The organism is Nonomuraea sp. NPDC059007, from assembly GCF_042740555.1.
In the GTDB taxonomy this organism is placed as follows: Bacteria; Actinomycetota; Actinomycetes; order Streptosporangiales; family Streptosporangiaceae; genus Nonomuraea.
Genome location: NZ_JBHYJD010000018.1, coordinates 70,086 through 88,835 on the forward strand (window position 1 = coordinate 70,086; position 18,750 = coordinate 88,835).

Sequence of the window (18,750 nt, forward strand, 5' to 3'; positions counted from 1 at the left end):
ACGCGCCTCGTCGTCGCCCGGCCGCCTGTGTTCGTGACGATCAGGTACGCCGAACGAAGGGACGCGGCCGATCATCATGCGGCACGCGGATGCCCTCCCCTGGCGGTCGGAGCGCCATAAGACCATTACCTTGGCAGGCACCCGGGTCAAGGTCAGATGCGGCAGACGAGCCGGCACAAGCAGATCAAGCACCACGCGACGAGTCATGAGAGGCACGGGGATCTCGGCTGAGCGGGCAAGTCGTACCATAAGGCCGTGCACGCCGTTATTCGTTCCCTGTGGAATGAACCGCGTCCCCCCGATCCGCCCGCGCGAGTGCCGCGTGACTGGGTGCTCGTGGGCGTGCTCGTGCCGGTCGCGCTGCTCGAAGGCTTCCTCCGCCCCGACCTGCCCCACCGGGTCGTCGCCGTGGCGCTCACCCTCGTCCTGCTGCCCACGCTGCTGTGGCGACGGACGCATCCGCTGCGCATGCTCCTGATCGTCTTCGCCGCCACGGCAGTCGCGCCGCTGCTGACCGGTGGCGTGCCCTCGGAGGCCTACTCCCTGGCCTACCTGCTGATCCTCGTCTACGCGCTGGCCCGATGGGGATCGGGGCGCGAGATCGCGATCGGACTGGCCGCCATGATCACGGCGATCGGGCTTTCGACCGCCTTCGGCCGCATGGAGCCTTCCGATGTGGTCGGCTCGTTCGCCGTGATGTCGGCGGCCACCACGCTCGGCATCGCCCTGCGCTACCGGGCCAGAGCCCGCTCGCGTGAGCTGGACCAGGTCAAGCTGCTCGAACGCGCCCAGCTCGCCCGCGACCTGCACGACACCGTGGCCCATCACGTCTCGGCCATGGCGATCCGCGCGCAGGCCGGGCTGGCCACCTCCGCGTCGCGGCCCGACGCGGCGACCGACGCTCTGAAGGTGATCGAGGAGGAGGCGGCTCGGGCGCTGGCCGAGATGAACAGCATGGTTCGCGTGCTGCGGCAGAACCAGCCGCCCGAACTGGCGCCCGGACGCGGGGTCGCCGATCTCGCGGAGCTGGCCACGCGGGGCTCCGCCGTACCGGCTGTGAAGGTGAATCTCCCCGGCGACCTCGGCGAACTGCCGACGCCGGTCGGGGCGGCGCTCTACCGCCTGGCGCAGGAGGCAGTCACCAACGCCAGGCGGCACGCGCGCCACGTCGGCCTGATCGAGGTGAGCGTCAGCGCGGAGGAGGAGTGCGTACGGCTGAGCGTGACCGACGACGGCTCACCCCCGGCGGCCCCCAGGCCCGGCTCCGGCTACGGCATCATCGGCATGATCGAACGTGCCGAGCTGCTCGGCGGCACCTGCCAGGCCGGTCCCGGCCCCGAGCACGGGTGGACGGTCACCGCCGTCCTGCCCCGGGCGGGGAGGCGGTCGTGAGCGTGCGGGTGCTCGTCGCCGACGACCAGGAGATCGTCCTCACCGGCCTCACCATGATCCTCGACGCCCAGCCCGGCATCGAGGTCATCGGCCAGGCGGGCGACGGCAGGCGGGCGGTCGAGCTGGCCCGCCGGCTGCGTCCCGACGTCTGCCTGTTCGACATCCGCATGCCCGGCCTGGACGGCATCCAGGCCACCCGCTCCCTGGCCGGGCCCGACGTCGCCGACCCGCTGGCCGTGGTCGTCATCACCACCTTCGACCTGGACGAGTACGTCTACGCCGCGCTGCGCGCCGGCGCCAAGGGCTTCCTGCTCAAGAACGCGGGCGCGGCCCTGCTCTCGCAGGCCGTCCACGCCGCTGCCAGCGGCGACGCGCTCATCGCGCCCAGCGTCACCGCGCGGCTGCTCGGCGCCTTCTCCCGCACCGGGCCCGCCTCTCCTCCCGTACGGCCGATCGAGACGCTGACCGAGCGAGAGGAGCAGATCTTGCTGACCGTGGCGCGCGGACGTACCAACGGCGAGATCGCCGACGAGCTGCACATTTCGCTCAGCACGGTCAAGTCGCACATCGCCAGCCTCATGGCCAAGCTCGGCGCCCGCAACCGCGTCGAGATCGCCATGTGGGCCTACGAGACGAACCGCGTCTAGGACCTGTGGATGATCCACTCGGCGACCGCCAGATTGATCAGCCAGCCCGCGGCCATCAGCAACGCCTTGGGAAGTTGTCCAGGCGTGCCGGCGATCAGAAACCACGGCAGCAGCGTGAACGCCTGCGTGCCCGCGCCCAGGGCGATCGCGTAGGCGCGCATCATCCAGGCCCGGTGGGCGGCGATGTCACGGCGCCGGATCGCGAGCAGACCGAGGGCCAGCGAGGCGGCCATGGCCGTACCGAAGATCACGCGGAAGACGCCCAGTAGCGTGCCGTCGGTCTCGGGCAGCGGGCTGAACAGCGTCATCCACACCCCGGCGAGCGCCGCGACCAGCCCCGCGGGCACCAGCACCCGCCCAGCGGCGCGATGCCAGCCGGGACGGCTGCGCCGCAGACCGGGCGCGAACTGGAAGGCGCCGACGACGGTATAGACGGTCGCGCCCGCTATGTGCAGGCTCACCGGAAGCGGTGCGGCGAAGAAGCGCGCGTTGTCCGGCGTGATCGCCACTCCCACGGACAGCTCGGTCACGCGGATCGCGCCCGCGACGATCGGAACGGCACTGAGCGCCAGCAGCGCGGCCGGGATGGTACGACTCCTCATGCCATCGATCGTGGCGAGCCGAGCCGCGCCGGACATCGCGCCTGAGGCTCCCTTGGAGACGTCCCATCGGCCGCCAATCAGGCGTACTTTCGGCTGATGAGCGGCGCGGGCGCCGTTCTTACGCTGACGAGTGTGATGAGAGCATTCCTCCTGCGCTCGTACGGCTCAGCCGACGAGTTGCGTCTCACCCGGATCCAGAAGCCCGAACCCGCTGCCGGCGAAGTCCTGGTCAAGGTGCACGCCACCTCGGTCCAGCCCTACGACTGGCACCTGATGCGCGGCCAGCCGTACATCGCCCGACTGATGGGCGGCGGCCCCGGCCTGCGCCGCCCGAAGATCTCCATCCTCGGCGCCGACGTCGCCGGCACGGTCGAGTCGGTCGGCGAGGGCGTCACCGCCTTCCAGCCGGGCGACGAGGTCTACGCCATGCCCAAGCAGGGCGGCTTCGGCGAGTACACCTGCGTGCCCGCCGGCGAACTGGTCCCCAAACCCCGCAACCTCTCCTTCTCCCAGGCCGCCGCGGTCCCCATGGCGGCCAACACCGCCCTGATCGCCCTACGCGACTGCTACCCCGGCCAGAACGTCCTCGTCAACGGAGCCTCCGGCGGCGTCGGAACCTTCGCCGTCCAGATCGCCAGGGCGCTCGGCGCGAAGGTCACGGCCGTCTGCGGTCCCCGCAACCTCGCCATGGTCGCCTCACTCGGCGCCGAGGAGGTCATCGACCGTACCCGTGAGGACTTCACCCAGCGCCGCCAGCGCTACGACCTCCTGCTGGACATCGCCGGCGGTCCCTCCACCGCCGCCTGCCGCCGCGCCCTGACCCCCAAGGGCGCGCACGTGCTGGTCGGGGGCCCGGGCGGCCGCTGGCTCAGCCCCGCGGGCCGGATGCTCACCACGATGCTCGCCGGGCCGTTCGTCTCCCAGCGGGTCGCGGTGGCCGACGTGGTCCGCTGCACCGACAACCACCGCAACCTGACCACGCTGACCACCCTGCTCGAATCCGGCCAGATCACTCCGGTGATCGATCGCGGCTACCCGTTCGAGCGGATCCCGGACGCGATCCGATACCAGGAACAGGGCCGTTCAGCAGGCAAGGTCGTCGTCACGTTCGAGGGTTCGTAACCTCCTTGACCGGCTGCGGTGTGAGCGCCGCTTCGTAGGTCCGCACCTGACCGCTGACCAGCAGATCCGACGGCCCGCGACATTGCCGGTCACGCACGCGGTGATCGTCCCCTCACCTACGGCGGAGCAAGAATTGCCGACCTGCGGGGCCAACCCCGATACGGTTCGAACGTGATCAGCGAAGGAGGAGCTCGGCTCGGAAGACAGGCCGCGCATCGCCTTGTCCAACTCGACTGCTGTGTGGTCGAGGCAGGCCTGACCGAAGCGGAGTTCGCTCGTATCGAGCACGAATACGGAATCGAGTTCGCCGACGACCACCGGGCCTTCCTCGCAGCCGGGCTGCCCGTCCACGAACCGCGGGAAGAGAAACCAGACACCAGCTATGCGTGGGAAAGGCCATGGCCGGACTGGCGCAACGGTGAACCCGGCGAACTCCGTCGGCACCTCAACTGGCCGGTCGACTGTCTGCTCCAGGACGTCCAGCGTGGGCACTGGCATCCCGCCTGGGGCGAACGGCCGGATTCCGGCGAAGCGGCCGTCGACGTGGCGAGGTCGCGGCTGGCTGGGGTGCCGGCAATGGTTCCGGTGTATGCGCACAGGTTCTTGCCCGCAGGCCACGGAACCTTCGGCCACCCGGTCTTGTCGATGTGGGGCTGCGACATCATCTATTACGGTGCCGACCTGCTCGACTACATTAACCAGGAGTTCGAAGAACCTCGGCCCGAGCATCCCGACGACTGGGCGCCTCAAGCCACCGTGCCGTTCTGGCGCGATTATCTCTAAAGCCTGTTGGGGGCCTGCTGGTCGAGTAGCCAGGGCTGATGTCCGCAGGGTCCATCCCGGGTCCTGCCGCCTTCATGCTGGGAAAGCCGAATCGGGTGGTGGCGGGGTTCGTCCAGGTCATGAGTAGGGAGGCCCCTATAGAGGTCAACGACCTCGATGAGTCGGGAGACCTCGCTGTGGGATCTCGGCTTAGAGCCGTTGGCTCGCCTCTTAGGCCGTGTCGACGCCCGGCTTGGTAGCGCGCTGAGCGGTGCCGATGCCGTGACGGCTACGGCGGTCGTCGACTACTCAGCCGACGTTAAGTACAACGAGGGCGGCACTACCGGATTGGTTCCGCCTAACGGGTAGAGTGGATGGGTAAATGTGTTCACAGTAACCTCGCCTTGACGGTGACAGATGGCATCACTTGCTGATCTGGAGGCTCTCATCGGGCCTCCGACGCGGAGTGCACCGTCGGTTCAATGGACTTCTGTAGAAGCCGACCTCAACCTCGGCCTTCCATCCGACTACAAGCAACTCATGAGCCGCTATGTCACGCTAGAATTCGATGAATTCCTTAAGCTGAACGTCCCCAATCCAGGCATAGGCGTCGAGCGTTCGATGCGGGCAAAGGTCCTGAGCGTGCTCACTGATCTAGCGCCACCGGACGATGAAACTGTTGCGGTGGTCGACGGCGATAACGAGGTGCTGGAGGAACGTACCTTTCTCCACTACCCCGATCCCGGTGGGATTTTCCCGTGGGGAACAACTCAGAATGGCGACATTGGGTTGTGGGTTACGATCGGCCACCCCGACGAATGGCGCGTTGCCGTTACAGACGGATCTTCATTGTGGATGCACAGCGCAGGACTCGTAGACTTCCTAGTGCAAGCAATTAATGGTTCGATCGCCTGCCCACTCCTGCCTCACAACGGGCGCTTGGACGGAATCGTAAAGGAATTCACGAGGAGTGATCTTACCGACTGACCAGATACTCGATGCCTGTCGAAACACCCTGTGCGGTGCCAGAACCTGTGTCACATCTCCTGACCTGCAGCTTCGTTTCACCGTTAGGCGGCCCGGTGGTACTCCCTAAATCCTTCAACGGCCGATCGTGTACCGCGTCACAGGGCACCAACGGCGCATGAGCTGCAATCATGCAACGGCCCACGGGTAGAAGCTGAGTACACGCTCAAACCAGGTTGAGCGAGTACGCAGACATGGCGTTCCAGGCTGGTGGTGGTTAGTCGAATAGGTCGCGGCGGTAGGCCTCGCCGACCGCGCCGGCTCGGTCGCGTACGCCGAGCTTGTTGAAGATGTGCACCAGATGGGTCTTGATGCTGGCCTCGCTGATGAACAGCCTGCTTGCCGCCTCCCGGTTGGACGCGCCGTCCGCGACCAGTTTGAGCACCTCCAGTTCGCGCCTGCTCAGCGGACCTGGCACCGGTCTGCGGATCTGCTTCATCAGCCTGCTGACCAGGGACGGCGACAGTACCGACTTGCCTTCGGCCGCGGCGCGTACCGCGTCGAGCAACTCCGCGGTCGGTGCGTCCTTGAGCAGGTAGCCGACCGCGCCCGCCTCCACGGCCGGCAGTACGTCGGCGTCGGAGTCGAACGTGGTGAGCACCAGGATCGGCAACCGGCGGTCGCCCTTGAGCAGGTGCCGGATGGCGGTGACGCCGTCCATTTTCGGCATGCGCAGGTCCATCAGCACGACGTCCGGCCGCAACGTGGCGATCCGCTCGATGGCCTCTTCACCGTCGCCTGCTTCGCCGACCACGGTGAAGTCCGGCTGCTTGCTGAACGCCGCGTGCAGGCCCTCCCGTACGATGGGATGGTCGTCCACGATCAGCAGCCGGATCGGGCCGCCGGCGGTCATGGCCGGTCCTCCGCGGCTGCTTGCGGGACGCTCGCGCTGATCGCGGTGCCGTCTCCGGTCATGCTTTCCACCTCCAGGCTGCCACCCACAGCATGCAGCCGCCGGCGCATGGCCTCCAACCCGAAGCCGGGTTGGCGTACCGCGCCGGGATCGAAGCCGACGCCGTCGTCACGCACGTCGAGCAGCACCACCTCACCCAGGTAGGACAGGGTGAGCCCTACCCGGGTCGCCCGCGCGTGCTTGGCCACGTTGGTGAGCGCCTCCTGCGCGGCCCGGAACAGGGTGATCTCGATGGCGGTCCGCAGCGGCACGGGGTCCCCGGTGACCTCCACCGTGATCGGCACATCATGAGACTCCGACCAGCGCCGGGCCATGCCGGACACCGCCTCGGGCAGGTGGGAGTTCTCCAGCTGGCCGGGACGCAGCGCCTGCACCGAGCGGCGGGCTTCGGTGAGGCTGTCGGCGGCCAGTGACTCGACTCGGCCGAGGTGGAAGCGCCACCGCTCGGGTTCTCCCGCGGACTGCTGCGCCGCCCGTACGTGGGTGACGATGCCGGTCAGACCTTGGGCGAGGGTGTCGTGGATCTCGCCGGCCAGCCGCTGCCGTTCCTCCATCTGGCCGGCCTCGTGCGCTTGTACGACCAGCAGGTCCTGCAGACCGGCGTTCTCCGCGAGCGCGGATTCGAGCTGCCGGTTGGCCTGCTGTTTTCTGCTGTCCTCGACCGTGGCGATCCAGCCTGCCACCACCACCGGTACGAAGATCCCGATCGGCAGGATGTAGACCAGGACGTCATCCGGTACGCCGACGGCGAGCAGGGTGGCGTACTGGCCGATCGCCGTCACCGTCACCGCGATCAGGATCGCGTGCGCGGAGAACATCGCGAACGCGTAGGGGTAGCCGATCCAGGAGAACGCGAAGAACGCCGGGCTCCTGATCACCAGAAGCGTGCTGATGGCCAGCAGCCCGGCGTAGAAGACCAGTACCAGCCGGGGGCGCGCGGCACGGTTGGGCAGCAGCCACGCCGAAAGGGAGAGCCAGCCCAGTGCCAGCGCGGCCAGGCCCAGCGTGCCCGCCGTACGCCGGCCGTCGACCGGCGCGGTGAGCAGGTCGAACACCACGGACACGACCAGCCCGGCAGCGCCCAGCGCCGGGAACAGCCACCGATCCCGGAGGTCGGTGGCCGTGCCCCGGCTGACGAGCCGGACGAAGCGGTCTGGTCTCATCGGGCTCCCCTGTCTACTCCCATCGGAACAGCTTGACTGCGATCATGCCGAACGCCACGGTGAGGACGGCCAGGGTGATCAAGTGGCTCGCTGCGGGAAAGTCTCCGCTCCACGCGTCCCGCAGCCCCTGCATGGTCGCTCCGAGCGGGGTGTACTCGCTGATCCGGGCGATGCCGGGAGGCATGGCTTCGGTCGGCATGGCCACTCCGCTGAGAAACAGGCTGGGGAAGAAGACGAACAGCCCGATGCCGGTGGCCGCGTTGCCGGTTCGCGCGATCGAGGCCACGAACAGCCCGAGCGCCAGCAGCGCCAGCACGCCGAGCACGAACGCCACCACGACTCCCGTGACGTTCTTCGGCATCGTCCAGCCGAACGTCAGGTTGCCTGTCAGCGTGACCAGCAGCAGCGTCGCAAGCGCCATGCCACCGCTGACGATCAGCTGGGCGACCAGCACCATCGCCGGTTTCGTCGGTGTGGTGGCCAGCCGGCGCAGGATGCCCTTCTCCCGGTAGCCGGCCAGGGTGGACGGCATGATCAGGATGGACATGATGGCCAGGGTCAGCACCAGCACCATGGCGGGGAAGTAGTTGAGCAACGAGCTCCGCATCGCCTCCGGGGTGCCGGCCGGGTTCAGGATGACGCCGAACACCACCACCAGCAACAACGGCAGGCCCGGCACGAAGAACACCGATTCCGGTGCCCTGACGAAAAGCTTGAACTCGGTGACGGTCAGTTTCCGCAGTGCGCGCATCCGTGCCACCTCTCAGACCTCGAACTTGCGGCCGGTCAGCGTGACGAACGCGTCTTCCAGGGTGGCCTGCTCCACACGCAGGTCAGCGGCCATGATCCGGTGGCGGGCCAGCGTGGAGACGACGGCCTGGAGCACCTGGCCGTTGCCGGCCACGACTACTTGATCGCCCGCCGTACGCACGTCGGTCACCTCGGGAAGATCGCTGAGCAGCCCGTCCGGCAGCGCCACCGAGGGGCGGAACCGGACGCGCTGCTCAGCCTCCACCTTCGCCACCAGGCCGGCCGGGCTGTCCAGCGCGGCGATCCTGCCGTCGCAGAACACCGCGATCCGGTCGCAGAGCCGTTCGGCCTCCTCCATGAAATGGGTGACCAGGATGACGGTGACCCCGCGCTCCCGGATCTCCTCGATCAGGTCCCACGCGCCCCGGCGCGCCTGCGGGTCGAGCCCGGTGGTGAGCTCGTCGAGCACCGCGATCTCCGGATTGCCGATCAGCGCCAGCGCGATGAACAGCCGCTGTTTCTGACCGCCCGACAGCTTCCCGAACGGAGTGTTCCGCTTGTCGGTGAGTCCCCAGTCCCCGAGCAGTTTCGCCGGTTTCACCGGGTCGCGGTAGAAGGAGGCGTACAGGTCCAGTGCCTCCCAGACCTTCAGCCGCTCGGGCAACTCGCTCTCCTGCAGTTGCACGCCCACGCTGCTACGCAGCCGGTCGTTGTCACGCTGCGGGTCCAGCCCGAGCACGCGGACCGTGCCGCCGTCCGGCCTGCGCAACCCCTCCACGCATTCCACGGTGGTGGTCTTGCCCGCCCCGTTGGGGCCGAGAATGCCGAAGATCTCACCCTTCTCCACGGTGAACGACACGTCCTCCACCGCGACCTTGCCCCGATACCGTTTGTGCAGGTTGCCTACCTCGATGACCGGCATCTGCCCGCCTCCTCCGCACTCGTTCCTTCCCGGACACGACGAGAATGCCGGGGGAGGCGCCGGTACGGATCGCTCCGGCGGCCACTCGATAGGTTGAGCCGCGGCATCGACCTGACGGCCACACCATCAGCCGAACGATGGATGCTTCGACCGGGCCCGCCGCAGATCGGCGCCCGGGTGAGCGGATGTGTCACCTCCGGCGATCTGACCGTTCGGTGCGTGTGCCACCCGGACGTTTGGACCTATCGGCCGGCGTTCGCAGAAGGTGGCCAGGGCGCGGGTGAGGCCACGGGTGCGCAGCGTGCCGGGGTCCTGGTCGTCGATGACCTTCGTCGTGGTTCTGTTCAGCTTGCGCCGGCAGGAAGGGCGCTCGCGGATGCGTTCGCTGCCCTTGATGGCCAGCAGCAGTTCGCCGGTGATCCGGTCGAGGTGGGGGCGGACCTCCTTGGCCAGGTCGGGGCGGTCGGTGGGTTGTTCACCTGGGTGGGACCGCCAGCGGGCGTGCAGGGCGCGCTGGACGAGTTTGCTGGCCTCGATCTGGTCGCGGAAGATCCGGGTGGTTACGGCGGGGTCGAGGCCGAGGGTGGTGGATCTGGCGGCGACGTCGTCGAGCACCTGCCTTTCACGGGCGGGGTCGTCGATCGGCTGGGTGGTGCCCCATTTGGCCGCGGCGACCTTGCCGGCCAGCCGTACCCTCTCCAGAGATAGCTCCACCAGCGGCCTCAGCGCGCCGCGCTCGGAGGTGACGGCGAGCGGCGCCAGGGCGAGGCTGAGGGTGAGTGAGACGGCTTGGATGAGCATGGTGTTCCTTGATGGCGTGGTGGGCTGAGGGCGGGGCGGGCGCCGGAAGGCTAGCGGACAGGCTGGACAGCAGGTGCTCGGCATCGGCGCCTTCTTGCCCCACACCCGCGGTACCCGAGCGGGCCGTCCACGTTCAGCTCGTCCAGGTGGCGCTGCACGACGGCCTTGCGGTCGCCGCCGCGGCCAGGATCGTGGTCGACGTCTTTCTTCATGGGATCGGCCCTTTCTCACGTCGGTTCGACCCTAGAAGTGGATCTGACGTGGGAATTCAGTCGTGAGGGCGATCCTGGGGACAGGCTGCAGGAGGAGGTGGACACGGCCGGGTGTCTTTGGATACGCCACCGAAGTCGGTGCTGGTGCCTCCCATGACGGACCCAGCGCTACGTTCCGGCGGTGGCTGGGCAGGCATCCGCGCGCGGCCGACCTGCTGCTCGTGTGCACGTTGATCGTCTTCGACGTGCTGGTCTGGGCCGACTACAGCACCGACGACGGTCTCCTCCGGCCCGCGCTGATCGTGGCTCAGGTGGCGCCGCTGGCCTGGCGCACCCACCCATGGTGAGCGTGTTCTCCCTGATCCAGGGGGTGACGGCGCCGCCGGGCGACCGCACCGGCGGACTGTTCGTGGCCTTCGCCGGATATGCCGTCGCCCGGCCGCCTCTCAGCGCGGCAGGAAATCTAGGGCCGAGGCCACACATGACAGACCGGGAAGTCGTGAGGGGATCCGAACCCGCCCTGCGTGAACGCGCTGAGCTCGGCGCTGCCCTCAGGGGCCCACGCCCACGTGACGACCTTCGTGTGGAACAGCGCCCGCAGCGGCACAGTACCGGGCACGGGGCTGGCGAAGCACGCGAACGCCGGGCCCTCCGCGGTATATCCGGACGGTCCCGAGGAGTTGGCCGTGAAGTAGTAGTGGCCCTCTTCGCCGCAGGCGTTCGCGCAGCGGAATCGGTTGATGACGTGCAGGCCTTCGACCTTGCCTGCCGCCTCGGCCAGATAGACCCGTCCTATCGTGGACTGCGGGCTCCACCCGGCCGGTCCGCCGCCACCGGGCGACAGATCGTTGCCGCGCTTGGGGCTGGGGGCCTTGAAGCGGTTCAGTGGTACCGGTGCGGTGCCGCCGTACAGGATGCTCACGGCGGTGCCTGCGCGGTGGCGGGCGCCGGCGGCGGGGTCTTGTCGCAAGACCTTGTTCACCTCGAGGGTTGGCGCTCCGGGGTTCGGGGCGCACTCCAGATGGACGGCCCGGATCGCGGCGCACGCCTCCTCGGGCGTCTTGTTCATCACGTCCGGCACGACGGGCGGGCCCAGGTAGGCAAGGGTCACCTCGGAGCCCGGCGCCAGGCCGGTCCCCGGTGCGGGGGTCTGCGACATGACCTCCTCGGTGGGGACGCCGGGACCAGTCTCCTGCCGCTTGCACACCAGGCCGGCTTGCTCCAGGGCGGCACAGGCCTGTGCGACCGGCAGGCCGGTGTATGTACCGACCTTCACCTTGTCGGGGAACACGACGGTGACCTCGGCGCCGGTGCTGACAGGTGACCCCGCGGCGGGGCTCTGGCTCTGCACCACGTTTACCTGGTCCTTCGCCGCCGCCGGTTCCGTCGCGGGCTTCCTGTCACACCGCAGCCCGGTCTCCACGAGGGACTCGCACGCCTTGTCGGCAGGGACGCCCGTGACGTCGGGCACGGTGAGCGGCCCGCGATAGTAGACCTTGACCGCGCTGCCCTGCGGAACCCGTGCACCTGCCTGCGGCGAGCTGTCCAGGACGACGCCCGTTTCCGCCTTGCTCTCCGCCCTGGGCAGCTTGACGCAGCGCAGCTCCGGTTCGATCAGCTCACACGCCTTCTCGTACTGCATGTCGGTCAGAACAGGCACGGTGACCATGCTGGGTTTCGGGGTCTGTGACGGCACGACGACCTTCGACTGCGGCTTGCGCGGCTGGCCGGTCTCCGTGGTCACGGGGGGTAGCACGGCCCGCGTCGGAGGTGAGCTTGGGGTCGGCTTCGGGGTCGGCAGCGGCTTGTCCTCGGCTCCGTCGGCGTCGCCGGCGTCGATCTCGGAACGCTTGCCGTTCACGTCGAACGACAGCGTGATGGGACTTCTCTGGTCGTTGACCCACACCCGGTCGTCACGAGCGGTGATCTGGAATCTGCCGGGCCCCTTCGGCACAGGCTCCACCTTGACCTTGCCACCGGACACCTCAACGATCACCACCTGGCGCTCGGAGTGGTCCGGGACGTACACCTTGCCCTGGTGGACGACGGGCCGGTCGAACTCGGCGCGGGCGCGCCCGTTCAGGGTCACGCTGTCGACCCGCCGGCTCTGGAAGTCGCCCGTGACGAGCGTCCCGCTCTCCGGCATCACGACGGCGACCACACTGGAGGTCGTGCTCGGCTGGGAGACCAAGCCGTGGCTCGCGCCCAGCTCCAGAACCCGGCGCAGGCCGTCCGTGTCGTACATGGAGGCCTTGCCGGTGTTGCTGGAGTAGAGGACCGGCAGGTTGGACGCCATGGTGAGGGTGACGGCCGCGCCGGAGCCGCCCACCAGCTGACGGTCCTTCAACGCGCCGTCGACGATCTCCAGCAGCTCGTCCGTCTTCGCGGTGTACGCCCAGACCTTGCCGTCGGAGTCGGCCACCGCGTCCGTCACCGGCGGCACCTCTACGGGAGCCGGCTTGCCCCGTGACCCGTCCAGTTTCTCCAGCCTGCCGGTGCCAGAGTCCAGCAGGTACGTCTGCCCGCCGCCGGTGACGAGCTTGAGCCGGTCCTTCGAGGAGGCGCCCTTCTCGATCGGGTCGCCGGCCTTCAGCGTGTCGGTGGCCAGCGGCGTCACCGTGCCGGTGTCGTGGTTGACGACCCAGAGCGAGTCCGGCCGTACCTGGACGACCTCCAGCTTCTCATCGTCCTTCGCCAGCTTCTCGGCGCTGCGGGCGTCGACCTCGTTGCTCAGGGCGTTGATCCGCGCGGCGGTGTCGCCCTTGGCCAGGAAGGCGATGCCGTCGCCGAACGCGGCCTTGGAGGTCGTGTAGCCGGTGCCGAAGCCCAATCCCACGATCAGCGCCACGACGACGGCGCCGAGCAGGACGCGGTTGAGCGTGGTGCGGGTGGAGAACCGACGGAGCCGCTCCGCTGAGACGCGCCGGACCAGTGGGGACGGCTTGGGGGAGCCGGACATGAGCATCCTCCTGCGGTGGAGCCGGGGGAGGTCCGAGAATAGGGCTATTCGCCGCATTGCCGGGGGGAATCGGCATAGGGATGGCTCCCCAATCCGAACCACAATGAGGAGAAGCGGTATGGCCCCGATGCGCGTGGAGAGTGGTGGCCAGGTCGTGGAGGTGGCCCAAGGCCAGCAGCTCACTTTCGGCCGCGACCGGGAATGCACGATCTGTCTCGACCCTGAGGACCTGGGCATCTCGCGGATCGCGGGAAGCGTCGGCAGCGAGAAGGACACCTGGTGGCTGACCAACCGATCGAGCGCGTGCAAGCTGACCCTCGCGGACGAGCTGGGCCTGCGCAGCGTCCTCGCGCCAGGAAGGCGGCGGGCGATCGAGGAGCCCACGAAGATCCTGGTCGACGGGACGAGGCGGGCACACGACCTGCTGCTGACCCCGCCTCCCGCGCCGGTCGAAGTCCTTGAGATCCTGCCCATGCCGAGCGACACCCTGCCGACCGCGATCGGCGACGAGGTCATGGTCAACGACCAGGACAGGCTGGCGATGGTGGCGCTGTTCCGCGGCTATCTGGAGGAGCCGCCACGGTACGACCCCTATCCCAAGGACTATGCCTCGGCCGCCGCCCGGCTCGGCTGGCGGCGTACGACCCTGGTCAAGCGGATCGAGTACCTGCGAACCCGGCTGACGTCAGCCGGCGTACCGAATCTGATGGGACACAACGCGCTCGCCAACCTGGCCGAGTTCGCGATCAGCCGCCGCCTGATCACCCGCGACGACCTCCTGCTGCTGCGTCGATAGGGACCCATTCCCATTCCGCCGTCCACGGCGGCGCTCCTAGCCTCGGTGCTCATAACCCCCACGAACCGAGGAGAGGTCATGACCATCATCGGCGGCGAGATTCCCCAGCTCCACGCGCTCAACAGCAGCTTCCAGCGGCAGGCGGGCACCGTGGACACCCTCCTGCGCGAGCTGAGCAACGAACTGGCCGGCACGTACTGGCGCGGCGGTGCCGCCGACCGGTTCCGTACCTCGTGGAGCGGCGAGTACGAGCCGACCCTCAGGAGGCTGTCCGCGGCCCTGCAGGAGGCGGCGACCGAGATCCGCCGCAGGGCGGACGCGCTGGAACAGGCCGGTAGCTGAGAGACCGGACGGGACTGAGCGTGATGGAAAGGGAGATTCGCTTCAGGGCGGACGGGCGGGATACCTCGCTCGTGCTGCAGGCGGCAGCGCAGGCCACGATCGGCGACCTCGCCGCCGCTCTGGGGCTGAGGGCCGGCGCCCGCCTCCATCGGGCCGGCGGGCACGAGCTTCCGGAGCCGGTCACGCTCGCCCGCGCTTGTCTCCCCGTCGGCGCGGCCTTGACCGCGACCAATGAGACGGGCGCCGAAGAGCTTGTGGGAGACGGTCTGGAGGTGGCGGTGGTCGGCGGCGCCGGCGGCGCCGGCACGGCCCCGCTGCGTCCGGGGACCGTTACGACGGTCGGCAGATCCGCGGACAACGCGCTGGTGCTCGCGGACCCCGAGATCAGCCGCCACCACGCGACCGTGACTCTGGGAGACGACGCCTCGGCCGAACTGACCGATGCCGGCTCGCGCAACGGCGTCGCCTGGCGGGGTTTCCGGTTGGGCACGTGCGCGCAGGTCGCGCCGGGCGAGCTGTTCGGCATGGGCGAGACGGTCCTCACCATCAGGGCCGTCGACCCTGCGGACGCCCCGCTGCAACCGGTACGGGAGGACGGCTGGGTTCTGTTCAACCGCCCGCCCCGGCTCCCGGCCAGAAGCGCACCGCTCCGCCTCACCGTGCCACGCCGCCCCCAGCCTCCTCGCGCCGTGCGCTTCCCTCTGATCGCGATCCTGCTTCCGCTGGTGCTCGCGGGCGTCGCGTATCTCGTCTTTCCCGGCGCCGCCTATTTCCTGGTGTTCGCCGCTCTCTCGCCGGTCCTGGTGGTCGCGAACCTGATCAGCGACCGGCGCGGTGGCCGCAGCGAGCATCGGACGGCCACCGCCGAACACGACCGGAAGCTGGCCGAACTCGGCGATGCCCTCTCCACGGCCGCCACCGAGCAGGGGCGGGCCGCGCGCGAGGCCCTCCCCGACCCGTGCCGCCTGCTCAGAATCGCCGCCGCGCCCACCAGCAGGCTCTACGAACGCCGCCCGGCCGATCCCGACTTCCTCCGGCTGCGGGTCGGCCTGGCGGCGCGACCGGTAGCGGTCACGTTCACCGGTGCCGACGGCGAACAGGAGCCGGAGGTCCCGGTGATCGAGTACGTGCCCGTCGCCGTCTCCCTGGAGGAAGCGGGCGTGCTCGGCCTCGCCGGCCCTCGGGAGCAACTCCTACCCCTGGCCCGGGCGGTGCTCGCCCATCTGGCCACGCTCCACGCCCCGCACGACGTCGGTCTGGTGATCATCACCGGCGCCGACGAGGCCGCCGCGTGGGAGTGGGCCACCTGGCTGCCGCACGCGTTGCCGCACACGCATGAGCTCGCCTGCCGCCGCATGATCGCCGTCGGCGCCGACCAGGCTGCCGCCCGGGTGGCTGAGCTCCGCCGCGTCATCGCTGGCCGGCAGGCCGAGCAGCGGGCCACGCTGCGGGCGAGCGCGCCCGCCGGCCGCCGTCTCGTCGTGCTGGCCGACGGGGCCCGCCGCCTGCGCTCCGTGCCAGGGCTGACCGAACTGTTCGTGGAGGGCCCCGAGTCAGGTGTGTACGCCATCTGCTTGGACACCGAGGAGAACCACCTCCCCGACGAATGCCGTACGACGGTCGTCGTCACCGGACGTTCCGGCACCCGTGCCCAGGTGCGCGGGCACGACCTGGCGGCGGACTCCGTCCTGCTCGACCGCCTCACAACCGACGACGCCGACCGGCTGGGACACGCCCTCGCACCGATCCGCGTACTCGGTGCGCGCTGGGGCGCCCAAGCCGACCTGCCCGACTCCGTACGCCTGCTCGACCTGCTCGGACTCGGCGCCGATCCGTCCGCAGAGGCGATAGAGCGAGGCTGGACGGCGGGTCGCGGCAGTGAGGTGACGCTCGGCACGAACGCCGAAGGTATGGTGACCGTCGACCTCAAGCGCGACGGGCCGCACATGTTGATCGCGGGCACCAGCGGCGCGGGCAAGTCGGAGCTCCTGCAGACTTTGATCGCGAGCCTGGCGGTGTCGAACTCGCCCGAGTGGCTGTCCATGGTGCTCGTCGACTACAAGGGCGGAAGCGCCTTCGCCGAGTGCCGGGACCTGCCGCATTGCGCCGGCATGATCACAGACCTGGACGGGCACCTGGTCACCCGGGCCTTGGACTCGCTCGGAGCCGAGCTGCGCCGCAGAGAAGAGCTGCTGGCCGAGGCCGGGGCCAAAGACATCGAGGACTACTGGGCGGTCTGCCGCCGGCCGTTGCCGCGGCTGGTCATTCTCATCGACGAGTTCGCGTCACTCGTGGAGGAGGTGCCCGAGTTCGTGACCGGCGTCGCCGGCATCGGGATGCGCGGCCGCAGCCTCGGCGTGCACGTCGTACTCGCCACCCAGCGGCCTGCCGGGGCGGTGAGCGCGGACCTTCGGGCCAACCTCAACCTGCGGATCTGCCTCCGCGTCACCAGCGCCGCCGACAGCGGCGACGTGATCGACGTGCCGGACGCGGCCAGACTCTCCCGCCACCACCCCGGCCGGGCATATCTGCGGGCGGGTCACTCCGACCTGGCGCTGTTCCAGGCCGCCCGCGTCGGCGGGCCACGTGCGGCGTCCGCCGACCGTGAGGTGACGGTCACCCCCAGGGACGTCGCCACGCTGGGATGTGCGCCCGCCGATGCCGCGCGGAACGACGAAGGAGAAGGGAAGGAGACCGATCTCAAGGTGCTCGTCGCCACCGTCAAGGAGGCCGCGCGACGCTCCGGCGCCACGGTGCCCGCCTCTCCCTGGTTGCCCCCGCTGCCCGCCCTGGTCGCCGCGGACGAGCTGCCGCCGTCTCCAGATGACGGGCCCATGGTCGTGCCGATCGGGCTGGCCGACCATCCGGACCGCCAGGTGCAGGTGCCGTACGTCCTGGACGTACGGGCCTGCGGGACCGTGCTGATCGCGGGCATGGCCAGGAGCGGCCGGTCGACGGCGTTGCGTACCCTGGCGCTCGGCCTGGCGCGCCGCAACAGCCCCGCCGAGCTGCACCTGTACGTCCTCGACCAGGGCAACAGAGCGCTGGCGGAGCTGGGCGAGCTGCCGCACTGCGGCGCCTACGTGGACGGCGAGGACACCGACCGGACCGAGAGGGTGCTCGCCTTGCTGACCGCCGAGATCGGGCGGCGCCAGCGCTCCCTCGCCGAAGGGGGTGCGGGCGCGCCGCCGTACCTGCTGCTCATCATGGACCGTTACGAGGCCTTCCTCGCCCGCCACGCCGACACCGACGCCGGGCGGCTGACGGACCTGTTCGACGGGCTGCTACGGCACGGGCCTTCCGTCGGCGTCGGCGTGGTGATCGCCGGCGATCGTTCCGGGTTCACTCAACGGCTGTCCGGCGCGGTCGCGACCCGCCTGGTGCTGCGCCACGCCGATCCCGACGACACCGCCGTGTACGGAGTGACCCCCCGCCACCTGCCTGCCTCCATGCCGGAAGGACGAACGATCATCATCCCTGGCATGGTCGAGACGCAGATCGCGCTGCCTTCTCAGGGGCCGTTCAGGAGCGCCGACGGCCTCCCCGCCGAGACCCTGCCGCGTACCGTCGATCCTTTGCCGGAGTCGATCAGGTCCGACGAGCTGGAACGGCTTCGCGTCGCCGCTCGCCCTTCCGGGCCTGCCGTGTGCACGCTCGGCGCCGGCGGTGATCAGCTGGCCCCCGTGGATGTGGACCTGGCCGCTCTGGGGAATCGCTTCCTGGTCGCGGGGCCGCCCCGGACCGGGCGCAGCGGTGCGCTGCTGGCCGTGGCCCGCTCGATCGCCATGCGGCCGCTCGTGCTGGTGTGTCCACGTACCTCGCCGCTGTGTGAGCTGGCGGGACTTCCCGGTGTGGCCGCCGTGCTGTCCGGCGCGGCCGAGCCGGACAGCCTCGACGAGGTGCTGGCGACGCTCCCCGGCCCCTGCGCGGTGCTCGTGGACGACGCGGAGCTGATCGGCGACGGCCGCGGCGCCATGGCGCTTGAGGACCTGGCCAGGACCGCACGGGACACCGGGAACGTGCTCGTGGCCGCGGGGACCACCGACGACTTGCAGCTTCAGCGCTACCGAGGGTGGCTCGCCACGGTGCGACGGGCGCGTACCGGGCTGCTGCTCGCCCCGGCCTCACCGGTGGACGGGGAGTTGTTCGACCTCAAGCTGCCGGCGCCCCGCGGTCTGTGGCCCGCTGGACGAGGGATCCTGGTGTTGCCTGGGAGACGTATACCAATTCACGTTCCACTAGATGAATTGGCGACTGTCCGATGAGTCCGGCTGGTTATAGTACGACCGCTGTGCCCCAGGGGCACGTCTCGGCTTCCTTTGAGGACACGACCACCTTGGA

The 18,750-nt window shown here is 69.5% G+C and carries 16 protein-coding genes; 9 read left to right on the forward strand and 7 right to left on the reverse strand.

What is annotated here, in order from left to right; genetic code table 11:
* Positions 1–255: 255 nt before the first annotated feature.
* Complete coding sequence (locus ACFWY5_RS28340) at positions 256–1,392, forward strand: sensor histidine kinase (RefSeq protein WP_379635415.1); 1,137 nt, start codon at positions 256–258, stop codon at positions 1,390–1,392.
* The gene (locus ACFWY5_RS28345) at positions 1,389–2,039 is read left to right on the forward strand and encodes a response regulator (RefSeq protein ID WP_379635417.1); all 651 of its coding nucleotides are present in this window, start codon (positions 1,389–1,391) and stop codon (positions 2,037–2,039) included. The genes ACFWY5_RS28340 and ACFWY5_RS28345 overlap by 4 nt, the downstream gene beginning before the upstream one ends.
* On the opposite strand, the gene ACFWY5_RS28350 is transcribed toward ACFWY5_RS28345, so the two are convergent.
* The gene (locus tag ACFWY5_RS28350; protein ID WP_379635419.1) at positions 2,036–2,641 is read right to left on the reverse strand and encodes a DUF2306 domain-containing protein; all 606 of its coding nucleotides are present in this window, start codon (positions 2,639–2,641) and stop codon (positions 2,036–2,038) included. The two genes, ACFWY5_RS28345 and ACFWY5_RS28350, sit on opposite strands and share 4 nt — an antisense overlap.
* Before the next feature lie 135 nt (positions 2,642–2,776).
* On the opposite strand from ACFWY5_RS28350, the gene ACFWY5_RS28355 reads away from it, so the two are divergent.
* The 3 genes from ACFWY5_RS28355 (at position 2,777) to ACFWY5_RS28365 (ending at position 5,512) form a co-directional block, all read left to right on the forward strand.
* Positions 2,777–3,763, forward strand: coding sequence for an NAD(P)-dependent alcohol dehydrogenase (locus ACFWY5_RS28355; protein ID WP_379635421.1), 987 nt, complete (start codon positions 2,777–2,779; stop codon positions 3,761–3,763).
* Between the two features lie 171 nt (positions 3,764–3,934).
* Positions 3,935–4,546 carry a hypothetical protein gene (locus ACFWY5_RS28360; protein WP_379635423.1) on the forward strand — a complete coding sequence of 204 codons (612 nt, stop codon included), beginning with the start codon at positions 3,935–3,937 and terminating at the stop codon, positions 4,544–4,546.
* Positions 4,547–5,065: 519 nt separating this feature from the next.
* Complete coding sequence (locus tag ACFWY5_RS28365; protein WP_379635425.1) at positions 5,066–5,512, forward strand: hypothetical protein; 447 nt, start codon at positions 5,066–5,068, stop codon at positions 5,510–5,512.
* Between the two features lie 256 nt (positions 5,513–5,768).
* Here the strand turns inward: ACFWY5_RS28365 and ACFWY5_RS28370 are convergent, their stop codons facing one another.
* The 5 genes from ACFWY5_RS28370 to ACFWY5_RS28390 form a co-directional block, all read right to left on the reverse strand.
* Positions 5,769–6,404 (reverse strand): response regulator, encoded by a 636-nt coding sequence (locus tag ACFWY5_RS28370; protein WP_379635427.1) that lies wholly within the window; start codon positions 6,402–6,404, stop codon positions 5,769–5,771.
* Positions 6,401–7,627: a sensor histidine kinase gene (locus ACFWY5_RS28375; RefSeq protein ID WP_379635429.1), complete on the reverse strand. Its 1,227-nt coding sequence runs from the start codon at positions 7,625–7,627 to the stop codon at positions 6,401–6,403. Before ACFWY5_RS28375 ends, ACFWY5_RS28370 begins: the two co-directional genes overlap by 4 nt.
* Before the next feature lie 13 nt (positions 7,628–7,640).
* A complete protein-coding gene (locus tag ACFWY5_RS28380; RefSeq protein ID WP_379635431.1) occupies positions 7,641–8,378 on the reverse strand; it encodes an ABC transporter permease in 738 nt (245 codons plus the stop codon).
* Positions 8,379–8,390: 12 nt separating this feature from the next.
* Positions 8,391–9,299, reverse strand: coding sequence for an ABC transporter ATP-binding protein (locus tag ACFWY5_RS28385; RefSeq protein WP_379635433.1), 909 nt, complete (start codon positions 9,297–9,299; stop codon positions 8,391–8,393).
* Between the two features lie 126 nt (positions 9,300–9,425).
* Positions 9,426–10,100, reverse strand: coding sequence for a chorismate mutase (locus ACFWY5_RS28390; protein ID WP_379635435.1), 675 nt, complete (start codon positions 10,098–10,100; stop codon positions 9,426–9,428).
* Positions 10,101–10,533: 433 nt separating this feature from the next.
* Here ACFWY5_RS28390 and ACFWY5_RS28395 point away from each other — a divergent pair, with 433 nt between their 5' ends.
* Positions 10,534–10,659 carry a hypothetical protein gene (locus ACFWY5_RS28395; protein ID WP_379635437.1) on the forward strand — a complete coding sequence of 42 codons (126 nt, stop codon included), beginning with the start codon at positions 10,534–10,536 and terminating at the stop codon, positions 10,657–10,659.
* Positions 10,660–10,775: 116 nt separating this feature from the next.
* Here ACFWY5_RS28395 and ACFWY5_RS28400 read toward each other — a convergent pair whose 3' ends face one another.
* Positions 10,776–13,271: a PASTA domain-containing protein gene (locus tag ACFWY5_RS28400; RefSeq protein ID WP_379635439.1), complete on the reverse strand. Its 2,496-nt coding sequence runs from the start codon at positions 13,269–13,271 to the stop codon at positions 10,776–10,778.
* Between the two features lie 118 nt (positions 13,272–13,389).
* Here ACFWY5_RS28400 and ACFWY5_RS28405 point away from each other — a divergent pair, with 118 nt between their 5' ends.
* The 3 genes from ACFWY5_RS28405 to ACFWY5_RS28415 all read left to right on the forward strand — a co-directional run bounded on the left by ACFWY5_RS28405 (position 13,390) and on the right by ACFWY5_RS28415 (position 18,674).
* A complete protein-coding gene (locus tag ACFWY5_RS28405; protein WP_379635441.1) occupies positions 13,390–14,067 on the forward strand; it encodes a hypothetical protein in 678 nt (225 codons plus the stop codon).
* A 78-nt stretch (positions 14,068–14,145) separates the two neighbouring features.
* Positions 14,146–14,409 carry a WXG100 family type VII secretion target gene (locus ACFWY5_RS28410; protein ID WP_379619009.1) on the forward strand — a complete coding sequence of 88 codons (264 nt, stop codon included), beginning with the start codon at positions 14,146–14,148 and terminating at the stop codon, positions 14,407–14,409.
* A 23-nt stretch (positions 14,410–14,432) separates the two neighbouring features.
* Positions 14,433–18,674, forward strand: coding sequence for an FtsK/SpoIIIE domain-containing protein (locus tag ACFWY5_RS28415; RefSeq protein ID WP_379635443.1), 4,242 nt, complete (start codon positions 14,433–14,435; stop codon positions 18,672–18,674).
* Positions 18,675–18,750 lie beyond the last annotated feature (76 nt).

Bases quoted from the DNA above. Each gene is read 5' to 3' on its own strand.
- ACFWY5_RS28350 (WP_379635419.1), bottom strand. From the start codon at position 2,641: ATGAGGAGTCGTACCATCCCGGCCGCGCTGCTGGCGCTCAGTGCCGTT.
- ACFWY5_RS28355 (WP_379635421.1), top strand. From the start codon at position 2,777: ATGAGAGCATTCCTCCTGCGCTCGTACGGCTCAGCCGACGAGTTGCGT.
- ACFWY5_RS28365 (WP_379635425.1), top strand. From the start codon at position 5,066: ATGAGCCGCTATGTCACGCTAGAATTCGATGAATTCCTTAAGCTGAAC.
- ACFWY5_RS28370 (WP_379635427.1), bottom strand. From the start codon at position 6,404: ATGACCGCCGGCGGCCCGATCCGGCTGCTGATCGTGGACGACCATCCC.
- ACFWY5_RS28375 (WP_379635429.1), bottom strand. From the start codon at position 7,627: ATGAGACCAGACCGCTTCGTCCGGCTCGTCAGCCGGGGCACGGCCACC.
- ACFWY5_RS28380 (WP_379635431.1), bottom strand. From the start codon at position 8,378: ATGCGCGCACTGCGGAAACTGACCGTCACCGAGTTCAAGCTTTTCGTC.
- ACFWY5_RS28385 (WP_379635433.1), bottom strand. From the start codon at position 9,299: ATGCCGGTCATCGAGGTAGGCAACCTGCACAAACGGTATCGGGGCAAG.
- ACFWY5_RS28390 (WP_379635435.1), bottom strand. From the start codon at position 10,100: ATGCTCATCCAAGCCGTCTCACTCACCCTCAGCCTCGCCCTGGCGCCG.
- ACFWY5_RS28400 (WP_379635439.1), bottom strand. From the start codon at position 13,271: ATGTCCGGCTCCCCCAAGCCGTCCCCACTGGTCCGGCGCGTCTCAGCG.
- ACFWY5_RS28405 (WP_379635441.1), top strand. From the start codon at position 13,390: ATGGCCCCGATGCGCGTGGAGAGTGGTGGCCAGGTCGTGGAGGTGGCC.
- ACFWY5_RS28410 (WP_379619009.1), top strand. From the start codon at position 14,146: ATGACCATCATCGGCGGCGAGATTCCCCAGCTCCACGCGCTCAACAGC.
- ACFWY5_RS28415 (WP_379635443.1), top strand. From the start codon at position 14,433: ATGGAAAGGGAGATTCGCTTCAGGGCGGACGGGCGGGATACCTCGCTC.